Origin of the sequence: Paradesertivirga mongoliensis, from assembly GCF_024436395.1 — a bacterium.
In the GTDB taxonomy this organism is placed as follows: Bacteria; Bacteroidota; Bacteroidia; order Sphingobacteriales; family Sphingobacteriaceae; genus Paradesertivirga; species Paradesertivirga mongoliensis.
Genome location: NZ_JAFMZO010000001.1, coordinates 456,828 through 473,427 on the forward strand (window position 1 = coordinate 456,828; position 16,600 = coordinate 473,427).

Annotated in this window: 16 protein-coding genes; 14 read left to right on the top strand and 2 right to left on the bottom strand. The window is 43.3% G+C overall.

The features are described from left to right. The first annotated feature begins 35 nt into the window (after nt 1-35). The 12 genes from J3P43_RS01690 (at nt 36) to J3P43_RS01745 (ending at nt 10,753) form a co-directional block, all read left to right on the top strand. Nucleotides 36-533 carry a NuoI/complex I 23 kDa subunit family protein gene (locus tag J3P43_RS01690; RefSeq protein WP_255898336.1) on the top strand — a complete coding sequence of 166 codons (498 nt, stop codon included), beginning with the start codon at nt 36-38 and terminating at the stop codon, nt 531-533. 61 nt (nt 534-594) lie between these two features. Continuing rightward, on the top strand, nt 595-1,092 hold the full coding sequence (locus tag J3P43_RS01695; protein WP_255898338.1) for an NADH-quinone oxidoreductase subunit J family protein: 498 nt from the start codon (nt 595-597) through the stop codon (nt 1,090-1,092). Beyond that, the gene (nuoK, locus tag J3P43_RS01700; protein ID WP_255898341.1) at nt 1,092-1,421 is read left to right on the top strand and encodes an NADH-quinone oxidoreductase subunit NuoK; all 330 of its coding nucleotides are present in this window, start codon (nt 1,092-1,094) and stop codon (nt 1,419-1,421) included. The genes J3P43_RS01695 and nuoK overlap by 1 nt, the downstream gene beginning before the upstream one ends. A 29-nt stretch (nt 1,422-1,450) precedes the next feature. Beyond that, nucleotides 1,451-3,358: an NADH-quinone oxidoreductase subunit L gene (gene nuoL / locus J3P43_RS01705; RefSeq protein ID WP_255898342.1), complete on the top strand. Its 1,908-nt coding sequence runs from the start codon at nt 1,451-1,453 to the stop codon at nt 3,356-3,358. 22 nt (nt 3,359-3,380) lie between these two features. Further along, the gene (locus tag J3P43_RS01710) at nt 3,381-4,862 is read left to right on the top strand and encodes a complex I subunit 4 family protein (RefSeq protein WP_255898344.1); all 1,482 of its coding nucleotides are present in this window, start codon (nt 3,381-3,383) and stop codon (nt 4,860-4,862) included. Nucleotides 4,863-4,878: 16 nt separating this feature from the next. Beyond that, nucleotides 4,879-6,267 (top strand): NADH-quinone oxidoreductase subunit N, encoded by a 1,389-nt coding sequence (locus J3P43_RS01715; protein WP_255898346.1) that lies wholly within the window; start codon nt 4,879-4,881, stop codon nt 6,265-6,267. Between the two features lie 52 nt (nt 6,268-6,319). Continuing rightward, nucleotides 6,320-6,946 carry a DedA family protein gene (locus J3P43_RS01720; RefSeq protein ID WP_255898348.1) on the top strand — a complete coding sequence of 209 codons (627 nt, stop codon included), beginning with the start codon at nt 6,320-6,322 and terminating at the stop codon, nt 6,944-6,946. A gap of 42 nt (nt 6,947-6,988) precedes the next feature. After that, entirely contained in the window at nt 6,989-7,534 is a 546-nt protein-coding gene (locus tag J3P43_RS01725; protein WP_255898350.1) for an inorganic diphosphatase, read from the top strand. 4 nt (nt 7,535-7,538) lie between these two features. After that, complete coding sequence (locus tag J3P43_RS01730) at nt 7,539-8,888, top strand: hemolysin family protein (RefSeq protein WP_255898352.1); 1,350 nt, start codon at nt 7,539-7,541, stop codon at nt 8,886-8,888. An 11-nt stretch (nt 8,889-8,899) separates the two neighbouring features. Continuing rightward, nucleotides 8,900-9,598, top strand: a complete 699-nt coding sequence (locus tag J3P43_RS01735; protein ID WP_255898354.1) for a 16S rRNA (uracil(1498)-N(3))-methyltransferase — start codon at nt 8,900-8,902, stop codon at nt 9,596-9,598. Beyond that, on the top strand, nt 9,595-10,251 hold the full coding sequence (locus tag J3P43_RS01740) for a DUF4159 domain-containing protein (protein WP_255898356.1): 657 nt from the start codon (nt 9,595-9,597) through the stop codon (nt 10,249-10,251). Before J3P43_RS01735 ends, J3P43_RS01740 begins: the two co-directional genes overlap by 4 nt. A gap of 1 nt (nt 10,252) precedes the next feature. Beyond that, a complete protein-coding gene (locus tag J3P43_RS01745; protein WP_255898358.1) occupies nt 10,253-10,753 on the top strand; it encodes an acyl-CoA carboxylase biotin carboxyl carrier protein subunit in 501 nt (166 codons plus the stop codon). Between the two features lie 414 nt (nt 10,754-11,167). On the opposite strand, the gene J3P43_RS01750 is transcribed toward J3P43_RS01745, so the two are convergent. Then, nucleotides 11,168-12,772: an SUMF1/EgtB/PvdO family nonheme iron enzyme gene (locus J3P43_RS01750; protein ID WP_255898361.1), complete on the bottom strand. Its 1,605-nt coding sequence runs from the start codon at nt 12,770-12,772 to the stop codon at nt 11,168-11,170. A 226-nt stretch (nt 12,773-12,998) separates the two neighbouring features. Here J3P43_RS01750 and porV point away from each other — a divergent pair, with 226 nt between their 5' ends. Continuing rightward, on the top strand, nt 12,999-14,192 hold the full coding sequence (porV, locus tag J3P43_RS01755) for a type IX secretion system outer membrane channel protein PorV (RefSeq protein WP_255898363.1): 1,194 nt from the start codon (nt 12,999-13,001) through the stop codon (nt 14,190-14,192). Beyond that, the gene (ispF, locus tag J3P43_RS01760; RefSeq protein WP_255898365.1) at nt 14,182-14,658 is read left to right on the top strand and encodes a 2-C-methyl-D-erythritol 2,4-cyclodiphosphate synthase; all 477 of its coding nucleotides are present in this window, start codon (nt 14,182-14,184) and stop codon (nt 14,656-14,658) included. The genes porV and ispF overlap by 11 nt, the downstream gene beginning before the upstream one ends. A gap of 202 nt (nt 14,659-14,860) precedes the next feature. Here ispF and J3P43_RS01765 read toward each other — a convergent pair whose 3' ends face one another. Continuing rightward, nucleotides 14,861-16,600 carry a gliding motility protein RemB gene (locus J3P43_RS01765; RefSeq protein WP_255898367.1) on the bottom strand — a complete coding sequence of 580 codons (1,740 nt, stop codon included), beginning with the start codon at nt 16,598-16,600 and terminating at the stop codon, nt 14,861-14,863.

The window sequence follows — 16,600 nt, forward strand, 5'->3', positions numbered from 1 at the left end:
CAGCTTTTACCTTTCACCTTTTTAACCTTTCAATTATGGAATCATTAAGTAACAGAAAAAAAGTAATCGAGCAGAAACCTATGACCCTGGCGGAGAGAATGTATCTTCCTGCTATAGCCAAAGGTCTTGCTATTACTTTCAGACATATGTTTAAAAAGAAAGAAACGATCTTTTATCCTGAACAGGAAAGACCGATTTCTGAAAACTGGCGCGGTTTGCATTCGCTTAAAAGGGACGAAAACGGCAAAGAGCGGTGTACTGCTTGCGGACTGTGCGCTTTGGCATGTCCGGCAGAGGCTATTACCATGATAGCCGCAGAACGTAAGAAGGGAGAAGAACATTTATATCGTGAGGAAAAGTATGCTGCAGTATATGAAGTAAATATGCTGAGATGCATCTTCTGCGGACTTTGCGAGGAAGCTTGCCCTAAAGAAGCGATCTATCTTGACGGTCCTTTTTTAGAAGCAGATTACCTTAGAAAAGACTTCATCTTCGGTAAAGATAAACTGGTTGAAGCTCCGTTGAAATCGTAAAAAATTATACCTTTGCGCATCTTTTCATAAGCGGAAAGATGGCAAAGAAAATTATACATTAATGAATTTGTTCTATTTCATTGCTTTTTTATCCATCTTCTTCTCACTGCTGGTTATCTTCTCAAAGAATCCGGTTTATAGTGTTCTGTATCTCATCGTTACCTTTTTTACCTTAACCATACATTACATCCTGCTAAATGCCCAATTTTTAGCCATTGTAAACTTTATCGTTTATATGGGGGCTATTATGGTACTCTTCCTGTTCGTTTTAATGTTACTTAATCTAAACGAAGACTCTGAGCCCATGAAATCCAACTTAATAAAGGTGGCGGGCGTAGTTGCGGGTATGTGCTTACTGGTCACCCTGGTAGGATCATTCAGAGCATTAGGTGATTCAGATCCTTTAATTCTTAAGAATCCGGAGATCGGTTTAGTAAAGAATTTGGGAAAAGTGCTGTTTGACGAGTTCCTGCTCCCTTTTGAGATATCTTCTATTTTGTTATTATCGGCAATGGTGGGTGCGGTGCTGTTAGCTAAAAAGGACCCTAAGAAAATATAATGGAATCAATTACTAACTCAATCCAGGGAGTTCCTCTAAATCACTACATTTTATTCTGTGCTATCCTGTTCTCTATAGGAGTAATGGGTGTTCTGATCCGGAGAAATGCGATAGTAATTTTCATGTCGGTAGAATTAATGCTAAACGCTGTCAATTTATTATTAACGGCGTTTTCTGTGCATCATGGCGATGCATCCGGACAAGTATTCGTATTTTTTGTTATGGCCCTTGCAGCTGCAGAAGTAGCAGTGGGCCTGGCAATAATTGTAATGATATACAGAAATACCAGTTCCACCGATATCAATGTATTGAATCGGTTAAAGTGGTAATTAATTTTTAAAAGCGTCAAAAAACGTACATGATAGATTTTGTCTGGTTGGTCCCTTTATTTCCTTTAATAGGATTTCTTATTATTGGTCTTGGCAGGAATATTTTACCTAAAGCTGTTGCCGGGTTCATTGGCAGCCTCACAGTTCTTTTATCCTTTGCTGTAAGCATTGCGATTTTTGTGCAGCTGGAATCCTCGGCAGTAAAAACGCACATTGTTCCTCTGTTCGACTGGATACGGGCAGGAAACCTCCTCGTACCATTCTCGTTTCAGGTTGACCCATTAAGTGCACTAATGCTGCTTATTGTCACCGGAATTGGCTTTCTGATCCATGTTTATTCCACCGGATACATGCATCATGATGCTGGATTTTCCAAGTTTTTCTCATACCTGAACCTTTTTATTTTCTTCATGCTCTTGCTGGTTCTCGGGTCGAACTATATCGTGATGTTTATCGGCTGGGAAGGAGTTGGTTTATGCTCATATCTGCTTATCGGTTTCTGGTACACCAACTCTGCATACGCAAGCGCCGCCAAGAAAGCTTTCATCATGAACCGCATTGGCGACCTTGGCTTCTTAATCGGTGTATTCCTGATATTCGCCACGTTTGGAAGTCTTGAATTTGCACAGGTATTTCCACAAGCGGCGAACCTGGCGCCTAACAATCCTTTCCTTATACTGATTACGATTTTGCTTTTCATAGGTGCAACAGGTAAGTCGGCACAAATTCCCTTATTTACCTGGCTGCCAGATGCCATGGCCGGGCCAACACCAGTTTCTGCATTGATCCACGCAGCAACCATGGTAACCGCCGGAATCTATATGATCGCGCGTTCGAATATCCTATTTACTCTTGCGCCTCTTACCCTCGAAATTGTAGCAATTATCGGAATAGCAACGGCATTATTGGCAGCGACCATTGCTGTTACTCAAACAGACATTAAAAAAGTACTTGCTTATTCTACTGTTTCTCAACTGGGATACATGTTTCTGGCTTTAGGCGTAGGCGCTTATACCGGTGCAATGTTCCATGTTCTAACTCATGCTTTTTTTAAAGCCCTATTATTCCTTGGTGCAGGTTCGGTAATCCATGCCATGAGCAACGAGCAAGATATGAGGGCTATGGGAGGATTGAAGAAGAAATTACCCATCACCTTTATCACTATGCTGATTGGCACGATCGCCATTTCTGGTATTCCACCGTTTTCAGGATTCTTTTCGAAAGACGAGATCCTGGCTCATACTTACCAGCACAGTAAAACATTATGGGTACTGGGCGTAATCGGTGCTATGTTCACCGCCTTTTACATGTTCCGAATGCTCTTCCTCACGTTTTACAATAAATTCAGAGGCACACACGAACAAGAACATCACTTGCACGAATCACCTAAGTCAATGACCATTCCATTGATCGTGCTGGCTGCGCTTTCGGTTGTGGGCGGGTTTATAGGTATCCCGCATATTTTAGGTGGCCATCACTGGCTTTCGCAATTTTTAGCCCCGGTATTTTATCAGTCAAGTGTCCGTACGGGCGCATTAACCCTTGATCACCAAACCGAATTCCTGTTAATGGGCGTCTCGGTAGCAGGAGCAGTAATCGCTGCGCTGATTGCTTTTGTTAAATATTCAAAAAACAATCACGTGCCATTGGCAGACAATGTCGACCGGGGTACTTTAGCAAGACTATCTTATCATAAATATTATATAGACGAGATTTATGATTTCGCGATAAGCAAACCATTGAACTTCCTATCGGGATTCTTTTACCGGGTGGTAGATAAAGCGGCTATTGATGGCGTAGTACAAGGATTAGGAAGAGCCACTACCGAGGCAAGTAAAGGCCTTCGCTTGTTACAATCAGGGAATATTGGCTTTTATATATTTATGATGGTGGCTGGCATTGTTGCCTTACTGCTTTACGGATTCTATAACATATAACAAGAGGGACTAGAACATATAAATGGAAATATTACTGCTTATATTCTTACCAATTCTGGGTGCAGTTTTTACCTCATTTTTTGGTAAATCACAATCAGCAAGAACAGTAGCTCTGATATGGTCGCTCTTATCACTGGGTTTAACTATCTTTTTACTCGCGGGGTTTCAGCAACACTCTTCGAGATTTCAGTACTCTGTTGATTATTCATGGTTAAGCTCTTACGGCATCCGTTTCAGGGCCGGCATTGACGGGATCAGTATGCTGATGGTGTTGTTAACCAACGGATTGATGCCACTGATTATCTTATCGAGCTTCAAACATCACTATAAAAATCCGGGCGTATTTTACGGATTGATCCTGTTTATGCAAAGTGGCTTACTGTTGGTATTCACAGCTCTGGACGCCTTTCTTTTCTATATCGGATGGGAAGCTGCATTGATACCTATTTACTTTATTTGCGCCATTTGGGGAGGTGAGAACCGCATAAAAGTGAACCTCAAGTTCTTTATCTATACAATGGGCGGAAGCTTAATAATGCTCCTAGGTATTATTTACATGTATCTCCATACGCCCTACAAGAGCTTCAGCATTGAATCATTCTATAATCTCAACTTAGACGCAGGAACACAGGGTTGGATCTTCTGGGCCTTTTTCATTGCTTTCGCGATAAAAATGCCGGTCTTCCCTTTCCATACCTGGCAGCCAGATACCTACACTGAAGCACCTACAGCCGGTACGATGTTACTTTCCGGAATTATGCTCAAAATGGGTATTTACGGTGTCATCCGCTGGCTGATCCCGATTGCGCCTCTGGGTTTTGTAGAGTGGGGGCAAGTAGCAATCATCCTTTCCATCATCGGAATAGTTTATGCTTCCATCATCGCATTTACGCAAAAAGATTTAAAAAGACTGGTAGCTTACTCCTCCATTGCACACGTTGGCTTAATTTCAGCAGGTATTTTTGCATGGAACGACCAGGGGTTACAGGGAGCCATGATCCAGATGATTAACCACGGGATAAACGTATTCGGTTTATTTTTTATCATTGATATTATCAGCCGCCGACTGAACACACGCGAAATCAGCAGCATGGGCGGAATTGCGAAAGTAGCTCCGCAGTTTGCCATCGCATTTTTAATTATTCTGCTTGGAACAGTGGCCCTGCCTTTAACTAACGGTTTTATCGGCGAGTTCCTGTTATTATTAGGCGTATATAAGTACAATATCGGGGCAGCAGGGGTCGCGGGTCTCACTATTATCTTTGGTGCAGTATATATGTTCAGAACCTATCAGCGCGTAATGCTGGGCGAGACAAATGAATTAACCGCAGCCTTTGCAGAAATAGGCGGTACAGAGAAATTTGTTCTGTATACTGTATGCGCCCTTGTCATCTTGATAGGGGTTTATCCACAGCCTTTGCTTGATATATCAGATGCATCATCAAGAGCATTAGTCGAATTTGTAAACAACCGGATTCAGGGAATAAATCCGTATATACATTAGAAGTTATAGAGAAAACATGGACGTAATAATAACGATATCTCTTTTAGCTATACTGGTTTTATACCTTGGGCTCTTCAAAGCTGCCAAAGCTCTTCTTCCTGTCACCCTGGTGGGCCTGCTTGTTGCACTCGGCCTTACCTTTAATCACTGGGACCTGGCAAACAATACCAAGAGCATTTTTAGTGGCATGTTACTGTTTAATAACTTCTCGGTCGCCTTCAGTGCTCTCGCAATTATCTCAACATTTCTAATCCTGATGCTTTCGAAGGATTATTTTGAACGCATAAGCGCAAATGTTGCCGAGTATTACACCATTATTCTATTTGCCCTTACGGGGATAATCATAATAGCATCCTATCACAACCTTTCCATGCTCTTTATCGGGATAGAGATCATGTCGGTGAGCCTTTATATCCTTACCGGGATAAAGAAACGCGATTATGCTTCTAATGAAGCAGCTTTGAAATATTTCCTTATGGGAGCTTTTTCTACCGGCTTTCTCCTGTTTGGTATCACGCTCCTGTATGGCGCTTCAGGCTCATTCGACTTGACCGAAATAAGAAATTATGTCGCTTCCAGCGAAGAAATATCACCCATATTTTACGCAGGAATACTTCTCAGCATTATTGGTTTGTGTTTTAAAGCCGGAGCCGCTCCTTTTCACTTCTGGACGCCCGATGTATACGAAGGAGCTCCCACTCTAATCACCGCCTTTATGAGTACAGTAGTTAAAACGGCAGTATTCGCCGCCTTTTTGCGTCTGTTCTACATCAGCTTATCAAGCGTAACCTTGCAGGAATTCTGGGTACCGGTATTGGTTGTACTGGCATCTTTATCGCTTCTCATCGGAAACATCACTGCGGTTTATCAGCAGCATTTCAAAAGAATGCTTGCCTACTCCAGTATTTCACACGTTGGGTATCTGCTGTTTGCCCTTATCGCTTTAAGCAGCGCGTCTGATAGCGCCGTCTTCCTGTATGCCGCCGCTTACACCATCGCATCTATCATCGCATTCGCTGCACTTATGGTAGTTCAGAAACAAGTTGGTAACGACAGCTTTGACAACTTTAATGGCCTGGGCAGGAAAAACCCTTTGCTGGCTCTCACTCTTACGATCTCTATGCTGTCTCTGGCGGGTATCCCGCTTACGGCAGGGTTCATCGGTAAGTTTATGATGTTTACCGGCGCGCTGTCAACTTACCATACTGCCCTTACAGTATTCGCGGTGCTTAACGCTATCGTGGGTGTTTTTTACTACCTGCGGGTTGTGGTGGCCATGTATTTCAAAGACGCCGAACGCAATGAACTTGCAGTTCCGGTTTATTTTAAAATCGTGCTTGTCGTCTCAACCTTAGCGACAATCATCATCGGCGTTTATCCCGGATTTATTGCAGATCTTATCTGATTATTAAAATTTAAATTTATTTTAATAATCGTAGATTTACGAGTATTCAAATATGTACGAAATCTGGGAATCATTCCGACATCTTGTAGACCCTGAAACCTTATTGAGAGAAGGCGGCTTTTACCTCCTTCTTTTTGTCGTTTTTGCTGAAACGGGTTTGTTTTTCGGTTTTTTTCTTCCGGGTGATTATTTGCTGTTTCTTGCCGGGATGTTTGTAGCTACTGATAAGCTTGATGTGACCATCTGGGTGATGATTGTAGGATTGATAGCCGCGGCAATAGGAGGAAACTTTGTGGGATACTGGTTTGGCCGGAAAACCGGACCAGCGCTATACCGGCGCGAAGATTCTCTTTTTTTTAAGAAGCAATACCTGGTAGCTGCCGAAGTATATTACAACAAGCAAGGTGCGTTTGCTCTGATCATGGGCAGATTCATTCCTATCGTGAGAACGTTTGCACCTATTGTAGCGGGCATGATCGGACTGGATTATCGAAAATTCGCCCTTTATAATATATCCGGAGCTATCTTGTGGATCACTTCACTAACGCTTTTGGGTTACTTTTTGGGTATCCGCTTTGAAAAGGAAGTAAATGAATATCTTTTCTACATTATATTGGGCTTTATTGCCATTACTGCCATCCCACTATTGTGGGCATATTTAAAAAGGAAATTACCCTAAACAAAATATCAAAAGTTTAGTTGAACGAAAATATAGATTAGTATGAGTAAAGATCACCCCTGGCATTCTGTATCACCCGGCACCAACCTTCCGGGCTCTGTAAATGCTATTATAGAAATACCCAAAGGTTCTAAAGCAAAATATGAGATAGATAAAGATTCAGGACTTCTACGCCTTGACAGGATATTATTTTCGTCGGTGATGTATCCGGCAAATTACGGGTTCATCCCCCAAACGTATTGTGATGATCACGATCCTTTGGATATCTTAGTGCTATGCTCTGCCGATGTATATCCCATGTCGATCATAGAGGCAAAAGTTATTGGTGTGATGCACATGGTAGATAATGGCGAGCAGGATGACAAGATAATCGCGGTAGCAAAAAACGATATGTCTGTTAATTATATCGACGACCTGACCGAACTTCCGCCCCATACAATGAAAGAGATTGTTCGCTTTTTCCAGGATTATAAAGCTTTAGAGCATAAAAATGTTTCGGTAGAAGACCTTCTTGGTAAAGAGTATGCCTATAAAGTAATTGAAGAAAGCCTGGAGCTCTACCAAACTACTTTTGTTAATCACGCTTAACTGAATGGAATCACCTGAAGGTAATGACATTGGCCTCCAGATATTCTGGACGTTTTTTCTGGTCTTTTTGAACGGATTTTTTGTAGCAGCAGAGTTTGCTATCGTAAAAGTCCGTGGCTCTCAAATAGAAATTAAGGCCAAATCAGGCAGCCGGGTGGCCAAAGTGGCAAAACACATTACCCAACACCTAGACGGCTACCTCGCCGCAACACAACTGGGTATTACCCTCGCTTCCCTGGGTTTAGGTTGGGTAGGCGAGTCAGTGATGGAGCACATCATCACGAACGTGCTTAATTTCTTTAATGCCGATCCGGCCTTTGTGGCCTCGTTTTCGCACACCTTTGCCCCGTACATCGCTTTCGCGATAATCACCATTCTCCACATCGTATTCGGTGAGCTGGCTCCTAAATCAATAGCCATTCAGCGACCGATTGGAGTAACCATGTTTATCGCATTCCCGCTGCATTTCTTCTACCTGGTATTCCGTCCTTTCATAGTCCTGCTCAACGGATTCGCCAATAGTCTTTTAAGACTTCTGGGAATCGGCGCTGTCAACTCTCACGAATCGGCCCACACCTCCGAAGAACTTCAATATCTGCTTGAACAGGGTAAAGAAAGTGGCGCCTTAAACCTCAACGAGCACGAACTGATCAAGAATGTATTTGATTTCAATGAGCGGGTTGTGAAACATATTATGGTTCCGCGGACCAAAATATCAGGAATTGAACAAAACACACCGCCCGACGAACTTATCGATACGCTAGTTAAAGAGGGTTACTCACGCATGCCGATTTACGACGAAACCATCGATAAGATCATTGGCGTAATCCATGCAAAAGATATTCTGCCGCTACTGGCGCAACAGAAAGAACTGGTATTAAAAGACATTATAAGAAAGCCTTATCTCATTCCCGAAACCAAAAAGATCAATGATCTGCTGGCCGAATTCCAGCTGAGAAGAATTCAGATCGCCATCGTACTCGACGAATTTGGCGGAACGGCCGGTATGGTTACCCTTGAAGATATCGTTGAAGAACTTGTTGGCGAGATTCAGGATGAATACGATGAGGAAAAACCTATAGTAGAAAAAGTGTCTGATTCGGAGTTCATAGTGAACGCCTCGGCTACCATTTATGATGTGAACGAATACCTTCCACACGATTTACCCGAGGATGAGGACTACGACACCGTTGGCGGACTTGTTGGTGCTTTATTCGGAAAAATCCCGGAAGTGGGCGAGTATAAAGAGTTTTACGGCTACAATGTAACCGTATTGAAAAAATCAGAGCAGAACGTTGAATCGGTAAAAATGGAATTGGTGATCAATCCCGAAGAAGCTGTAGACAATCATTAAACAGGTGAACCATGCACCTCTTTTATACCCCGGATATTACAGGTGATACCTACCAGCTCAATGAAGAAGAAAGCAGGCATTGCAGCAAAGTTCTTCGTCTCGTAGAAGGCGACCGCGTTCAGCTAATTGATGGCAGAGGAGGCTTTTATACCGCGGAAATTACTGACGCTCACCCAAAACGCACTGTATTAAAGATAACAGAGCATCAACAAGAGTATTCAAAAAGAAATCATTACTTACATATTGCGGTTGCTCCAACAAAAAACATTGATCGCTTTGAGTGGTTTTTAGAGAAATCTACTGAAATCGGGATCGACGAAATTACGCCGCTTATTTGCGAGAGGTCTGAACGCAAAGATGTGAAGATCGAGCGACTCAATAAGATCATCACTTCTGCCGTAAAGCAATCGCTTAAAGCCTACCACCCAAAACTTAATGAGGCCTGTAGCTTTAAGAACTTTTTAGATAAGCCCGCAAAGGAGAAATTCATCGCGCACTGTATGGAAGGCGATAAAAGTACGTTATCTGATAAGATAAAGAAACATGGCGAGTATACTATTCTTATCGGGCCAGAAGGCGACTTTTCTCCATCAGAAGCAGAGCAGGCTCTTTTAAAAGAATATATCCCCGTATCGCTGGGTTCGAGTCGTCTTAGAACAGAGACTGCCGCCCTGCAGGCATGTTTCGAAATTAACTTTTTGAACAGATGAAGAAGATAAGCGTACTGTGGGTTTTTCTGTTTTTTGTACTATGCGGATTAAATGCTCCCTCTTATAAAATAGGTAAGCTTAAGTACAACGGTGGCGGCGACTGGTATGCTAATCGCACTGCTCTCAGTAATCTAATTCAGTTCTGCAACAAAAATATCGGTACTAACTTTGAACCCGACGAGTCTATTGTGGAGGTAGGAAGCGCAGATCTGTTCAATTATCCGTTTGTTTATATGACGGGGCATGGTAACGTGTTATTTAGCGATCAGGAAGCCCAGAACCTTCGTAAATACCTGATGGCAGGTGGCTTTCTTCATATAGACGATAATTATGGTCTCGACAAATTTATCAGACCGCAAATGAAACGGGTGTTTCCGGAGTTAAGCTTTGTGGAGTTGCCTGCCAACCATCCAATTTACAACCAGAAATTTAAATTCCCGGGAGGGCTTCCAAAAATACATGAGCATGACGGCAAGAGGCCTGAAGGTTTAGGCTTGGTGTATAAAGGCCGGGTGGTATGTTATTACACGTTTGAAACCGATCTGGGAAACGGCTGGGAAGATGCCGGAACCTATGCTGAAGACACTCCGGAAGTACGTGAAAAAGCTCTTAAAATGGGCGCAAACCTGGTGCAGTATGCCTTAACTCAATAGGATGTATAAAGTAAAAGTCAACAATCAGCACGATTTTGAACTCGGTATAAAGAATGGAACGGTCAGCTACCGCGGCGAAGAGCTTAAAATTGACTATCAGTCGGTAGACAAAAGCAACGCTCATTTGATTTACCGGAATAAATCCTACCGTGTCGAGATCATCGATCATAACGTCGCTGAAAAAGTTGTCGTTTTGAAGATCAATTCAAAAGAATATAAAGTTGAGCTTAAAGATCAGTATGATGAATTGCTTCATCAGCTGGGCCTTGATAAAAAACTTTCCAGTCATATTAAAGACCTGAAGGCTCCCATGCCCGGACTGGTCTTAAAGCTTCTTACAAACGAAGGCGATCAGGTATCTAAAGGCGATACACTCATCATACTAGAGGCAATGAAAATGGAAAACATCATCAAGTCGCCTGTGGACGGCGTAATCAAAGCAATCAAGATCAAAACCGGAGACAAGCTGGAGAAGGATCAGGTGATGGTTAGTTTTGTGTGAGAGATTTAGTCATCGTATGACTGAACGATACACATCGTATTTACATCTTCTTAAAGTCATCCGATAACTATCGCGAAGTCGAAAACAATCTTTTTATAGCTCCCCTCGTCCTTCTATGGAAATCCAGGGCGCTTCGTGTCCCGTCCACCAGCTGGCGGACGGGGGGATACTGGGAGCTTATACATACGCCCCAAACTAAAATTATCTCTTAATCCAAACATCAATCTTGTAAGGAAATCCCTAAGGCGTTTGCTGTCCCCCGCCGGGGGGGGGTTAGGGGGTGGTTACGATACTCAGTCAGATTCTGCATCATAATCTCTAAAACATTTCAGAAGAAATAACCTGCTCCCCAAACGCAAAAAGTCTGAATCCCGTCAAAGGGATTCAGACTTTTATATTCTTTTAGACCTATCGTTACTTAGCCTTCTTTGGCGCCTTAGATGCAGGTTTTGCGAATTGAGGCTTGCCTTTAGAGCTTATCTCGGCAGATCCAACCATGCTCATCGCACAACGGAATCCAATCTCAGCACTGGTTTCATCCTGCTGCATGAACCTTCTGGTACCTGGATTCAACCAATAAGCTCTGTCGTTCCACGACCCACCTTTATAAACTCTCGAACGGTCGTTGATCAATGTTGTAATCCCGTATAAATCCTGATTAACAGTATCCGCATGACCTCTAAAGTCGGGATCGTACGGCTTACCAGCGATAGATGAGTTTAGCGCTGTGCTATCTTTTATGCCATTCAGCTCAGCAAATGTCTGCTTTTTTCTAGATGGCGCCGGATCTTTAATCGGTCTTCCATATTTATCTTTTGCATAAATTCCTTTCGACTTATCTTCCAGTCTCTTATCAACGTATTGGTTACCACGGAAAGGGTTAAAATCTTCAACGTCTTCGAATGAAAGCTTCCGGTAAACATCACCTGTCCACTCACTTACGTTTCCAGCCATGTTGAACAATCCAAAGTCGTTCGGTAAAAATGCAGTAACAGGTCCGGTAATTTCGTACTTATCGTTCAGATAACCACCTGTACCCATGTTATCACCATTACCACGCTTAAAGTTCGCTAAAATCATACCCTGAGTTTTCTTGCTGGCAGAACGCACACCAAGTCCGTTCCAGGGATAGACCTTACCATCCTCTATGTTCTCATACTCTGTATTACCAGCGAGAGATAAAGCAGCATATTCCCATTCTGCTTCTGTCGGCAAACGATAGGGTTGTTTTAAAATACCATCTTCCAACCTTACCGGTCTTCTTGCACCGCCTTTTCCTTCAGCTGCTGCAGATGGATTTAAGTCTTTAGGCATTTTCTTTCCGTCAATACCCTCGCCACGATACTGACCGTTGAGGTAAATATCAGTATTAAAAGGATCGCTGTTTGCTGAAGCTGTGGCAGCCCCGGCAGATTTACCTTTTCCTCCCCCTGCTAGTGTCTTATAATCTACAAGTATCCCTCTGTCGCGCAAGATCTGCTCGTTCACCCTGTCTGTACGCCATTCGGTATAAGCATTTGCCTGTTCCCAGCTGATGCCCACAACCGGGTAATCCTGAAATGCAGGGTGACGCATGTAATTACTTACATAAGGTTCATTGTATGAAAGTGGGCGGCGCCACACTAAAGAATCAGGTAAAGCATTGTAATAATACTCTGCATCATCAGGAAAAGTCCTTTTGATCCAATACAGGTACTCAAGCCAGTCGACGTTTGCCACCTCGGTTTCATCCATATAGAAAGACGCTACGGTTACACGCCGTCTCAGGGCATCGTGCTCATAAGCCAGATCCTGACTCATACTTCCACCCATAACGAACGTACCGCCCTCAATAGCAATTAAACCTGGTCCTGGCCCTGGTTTAACCTTTGGAGCAACCTGGAAACCTCCGTTATACTTGTTATTGTAGGCCCAGCCTGTTTTTGAAGAAGTACCACTACCTTTGTTGCTTTTACACGCTGTTCCGAAAATCCCCAACACCAGCAGTCCCGTTGTAAAAATTACAGATATTCTTTTCATTTGAGTATTATGAGCATTAATTTTTTAAAAATAACTATTAATCGTTGAGCTACCAAAAACTAAAAGCAGATGGATTTCTCTTCGGTAAATTGACTTGTACGAGTGGCAGATCGTTTGTGTTACAACTAAAGTTACTTTATACGCCAAACTTTATTGCAATTAATGAGGTATTTTTCTGTAAGTTAGTTAAGTTTGGAGGCTGATTATAATTATTATACTTTAAAGGATGGCGTTACCTAATGTTAAACATTTAGTTAGTTCATTACTGATTCTTACCACTTTAAAATGTTTTTCACAGGTGGGAGGCCCCGAAGCTCCCTCTACCGATGGAAGGATAGGATCAGGTTTGATTGTGACGGGTGTGCCTTTTTTGTTGATTTCCCCCGATGCCCGCGCCGGATCAATGGGCGACGTGGGTGCAGCTACCTCTCCGGACGCTAACTCGATCCACTGGAATCCAGCTAAACTGGCTTTTATGGAGGACTCCAAAGGTATCTCTATTTCATACAGCCCCTGGTTACAGCGCCTGGTTCCCGATATAAACCTGGCTTACCTTTCGGGATATTACCGTCTCGACGACAGAAATACCATTGGCGCATCATTACGTTACTTTTCCCTCGGTCAGATAGATTTAATAAGCGCTGAAAAAGAGCCGCAAGGCACCTACAGCCCTAATGAATTCGCTTTGGATGGAACATTTGCCCGGCAATTCGGCGAGAACTTCTCACTGGGAACCGCCGTTCGCTTTATCTATTCTTCGCTTAGTAACGGGCAGTTCTCGGCGGGCCAGCAAACAAAACCTGCTACAGCACTTGCCGCTGATGTTTCTGCATACTTTAAAAAAGAAACTATTTTGCTGGGCTCTGATGCGCGTGTAGCGCTCGGACTCGACATTTCAAATATCGGCAACAAGATCAGCTATACAGATGGAGGCGGGAAAATATTTATCCCAACTAATATGCGCCTGGGGGCCGCAAGCACCTTTTTAAACGGATTAAGTGAGTTTACAGTTGCCCTGGATGTAAATAAGCTGCTGGTACCTACACCGCCTATCAGAGATTCTGAAGGCCGGATCGTTGCGGGCCGTGATCCCGACCGCTCTGTCCCTGCCGGTATCTTTGGCTCTTTTGCGGATGCTCCTGGAGGATTTTCCGAAGAAATGAAAGAGATCAACTACGCGCTAGGGCTTGAATACCTCTACAACAAACAGTTCGCCCTGCGCACGGGCTATTTCTACGAACATCCCGATAAAGGCGACCGGCAATATCTCACTCTTGGCGCCGGCCTCCGGTATAACGTCTTCAACATCGACTTTGCTTACCTGCTGGCCAATCAGCAAAAAAGTCCGCTGGCTAATACCCTGCGGTTCTCTTTAGTCTTTAACTTCGGCGCTGAGAAAAATACGTCAAATGCGAATTAAGGTAGGTTTTGGTTTTGATGTACACCAATTAAAAGAAGGACATCCATTTATATTGGGCGGTGTAAACCTCGAACATCATTCGGGAGCTTTCGGCCACTCTGATGCCGATGTGCTGGTACACGCCATCTGCGATGCACTGCTCGGCGCTGCAAACCTCAGAGATATCGGATATCATTTCTCCAACACCGATGAACGGTGGAAAGGGATAAGCAGTCTGATTCTCTTGAAAGAATGTGTCAATCTTCTCGCCGAAAAAGGATGGACTGTAGGAAATGTCGATGCTATGATCTGCCTTGAAGCACCAAAGATTAATCCGCATGTTCCTGCGATGAAAGAGCATATTTCAACAGCAAGCGGAATATCTCTGGAGGATATCTCTATTAAAGCAACTACGAATGAGACAATGGGATTTATTGGAAGAGAAGAAGGAGTTGTGGCGTATGCGGTGTGTCTGATAGAGAGGTAGAGGGAAGCCTCACCCTGGCCCTCTCCTTTGGAGAGGGAGAAATGGCGAACTGGAAATTATTGGTAACCGTAATGGTCTCTGCGCAAGTGAGTAGCGCCTGGGTAGTCATCGGATGACTCAAAAATATCCGCCGACTATAGCGCCCCGTGCAAAGTCATCCGATGACTAAACGTTGGGCCGCCCAATGGACCGAGCACCCCCATCAAAAATCCTGATACAAGTTCCTGAACGAACTCCTCAAGCCAAAAGTCACCCAGGTCGTTCGATCATCCTGAAAAGAGTTCTTTTCATTCCTGAAAACAGCTCCCAATTCTAAACGAAGATTAGTTTTCGGATTTAGAATAAACGAAGTCCTCGCATCGAGGTAAGTGAATTTTGTACTGATGCCCTGCCCTGTTTCATGTCCGTAATTCCCCTCCCTGTCGTTATACGACTGGAAGATGTCCTTCCCAAAATTCGCATCCTCAGGATCAAGTCCGTATTTGGCGAAGTTGCCCTGGACAAAAAACTGAAATCTGTTCAGCGAGTAATCAACAATAGCCAGATACTCTTTAAAATTAGCTCCGAAAGGATGGGCCAGAGGCTGATTATAATGACCGTAATTCAGCAAAGAAGAGCGCTGAGAATACGTATACGGTCGTGCGGTGTTAAACTCTGCAAGGAAGTTCAAATTCTTAATCTTAAACGCATCAAATCCCTTTACTCCCAATTGAATTCCAAATTTATTTGCCCAGTAACCATTCCCTCCAAAAAACTCCTTAGCCGTAAATTCATCCAGCATAAACTGTCCATAAGTGGTCAGATTCTTAGCAAACTTGTACTTTCCGTTAAATCCGATCAGGGCATTATCCGGGGAACCGTTATATCCCTCGACTGCACGTAAAAAGATGATGGGCGTTACATAGCTGAAATCAAAACCTCTTCTGCCGAGCGAATCATTCTTCTGCCAGATAATAGACTCAAATATACCTAATGACAGACGCTTATTAACGTTCCAATCAAGATAATGAAACACCCCGAACTTCTTTCTAAGGCCGTTATCATAAGAAAGCTTTGGTGCTGATGGATCCTGGAATTGAGCCCAGATATTCAGAAACCTGACACGCCCAAGAGTGGTTTCTATCTTAAAAAAAGGATAATTAGATGCCACATCCGATAAAAGCATCGAACGATATCCATCGCCGATAAAGTTCTTATCCTGACCCAGGACAAATGAAAAATATTTGCTGGGAGTATAATTTACTAAAGCAGACGCATAGGCCCAGTCTTTCGTAGCATTGCCCGGAAACTTGTCGTTAACCTGGCCCGGTATAATCCCATTTTTATTGACAAAGTCTGTCAGATATCGGGGTAACACCGCTTGGTTCTCAAAAGCGCTCGAGTAAAATCTAAACTTTCTTCCAATATTTCCCTGAATCTGAAAGCCCCGGGTATTTAACCAGGTTGTACGCTTATTCTCTTTGTCCCTCCCCACCTGAAAATCAGGTAGAAAGTCGATATAAACATTATAATCCGGCTTTTCAATCTGAATGAGGTGCTCAGTAAAGATCTTTCTATGCAGCCATGATCGTTCATTAGAAGTGTCAACACCAATTCTGCTTAAAGAGTCGAGATAGGCATATTGCAGACTGTCGTTCGGGAAAACTGGGCGGATAGATGTATGAAGATTCGTATCAATGGAATAAACCGAGCTGTTAATTTTCTGGTATAGATGATAATCATATTGGTAAGTCCGGCTTTGGGTATAAGCAAACAAGGGAGCCAATAAAGCAACCATTATAAATAAAAATCCGAACGGGCTGACATTAAAAAACGGACGCACATCAGCACCCTGGCCAGGTTGTCGCCCGAGATGACTCTCTTCGCCTGCTAGAGCTCCTCTTTCCTCCGATAAAACCTCGGGGTCTTTTGTCTTTCTTCCAATGCTTTTAGAAATATTCAT

Excerpts from the sequence above, each read along its gene's own strand:
- J3P43_RS01690 (WP_255898336.1), top strand. The coding sequence starts at position 36 with ATGGAATCATTAAGTAACAGAAAAAAAGTAATCGAGCAGAAACCTATG.
- J3P43_RS01695 (WP_255898338.1), top strand. The coding sequence starts at position 595 with ATGAATTTGTTCTATTTCATTGCTTTTTTATCCATCTTCTTCTCACTG.
- nuoK (WP_255898341.1), top strand. The coding sequence starts at position 1,092 with ATGGAATCAATTACTAACTCAATCCAGGGAGTTCCTCTAAATCACTAC.
- nuoL (WP_255898342.1), top strand. The coding sequence starts at position 1,451 with ATGATAGATTTTGTCTGGTTGGTCCCTTTATTTCCTTTAATAGGATTT.
- J3P43_RS01710 (WP_255898344.1), top strand. The coding sequence starts at position 3,381 with ATGGAAATATTACTGCTTATATTCTTACCAATTCTGGGTGCAGTTTTT.
- J3P43_RS01715 (WP_255898346.1), top strand. The coding sequence starts at position 4,879 with ATGGACGTAATAATAACGATATCTCTTTTAGCTATACTGGTTTTATAC.
- J3P43_RS01720 (WP_255898348.1), top strand. The coding sequence starts at position 6,320 with ATGTACGAAATCTGGGAATCATTCCGACATCTTGTAGACCCTGAAACC.
- J3P43_RS01725 (WP_255898350.1), top strand. The coding sequence starts at position 6,989 with ATGAGTAAAGATCACCCCTGGCATTCTGTATCACCCGGCACCAACCTT.
- J3P43_RS01730 (WP_255898352.1), top strand. The coding sequence starts at position 7,539 with ATGGAATCACCTGAAGGTAATGACATTGGCCTCCAGATATTCTGGACG.
- J3P43_RS01735 (WP_255898354.1), top strand. The coding sequence starts at position 8,900 with ATGCACCTCTTTTATACCCCGGATATTACAGGTGATACCTACCAGCTC.
- J3P43_RS01740 (WP_255898356.1), top strand. The coding sequence starts at position 9,595 with ATGAAGAAGATAAGCGTACTGTGGGTTTTTCTGTTTTTTGTACTATGC.
- J3P43_RS01745 (WP_255898358.1), top strand. The coding sequence starts at position 10,253 with ATGTATAAAGTAAAAGTCAACAATCAGCACGATTTTGAACTCGGTATA.
- J3P43_RS01750 (WP_255898361.1), bottom strand. The coding sequence starts at position 12,772 with ATGAAAAGAATATCTGTAATTTTTACAACGGGACTGCTGGTGTTGGGG.
- porV (WP_255898363.1), top strand. The coding sequence starts at position 12,999 with ATGGCGTTACCTAATGTTAAACATTTAGTTAGTTCATTACTGATTCTT.
- ispF (WP_255898365.1), top strand. The coding sequence starts at position 14,182 with ATGCGAATTAAGGTAGGTTTTGGTTTTGATGTACACCAATTAAAAGAA.
- J3P43_RS01765 (WP_255898367.1), bottom strand. The coding sequence starts at position 16,600 with ATGAATATTTCTAAAAGCATTGGAAGAAAGACAAAAGACCCCGAGGTT.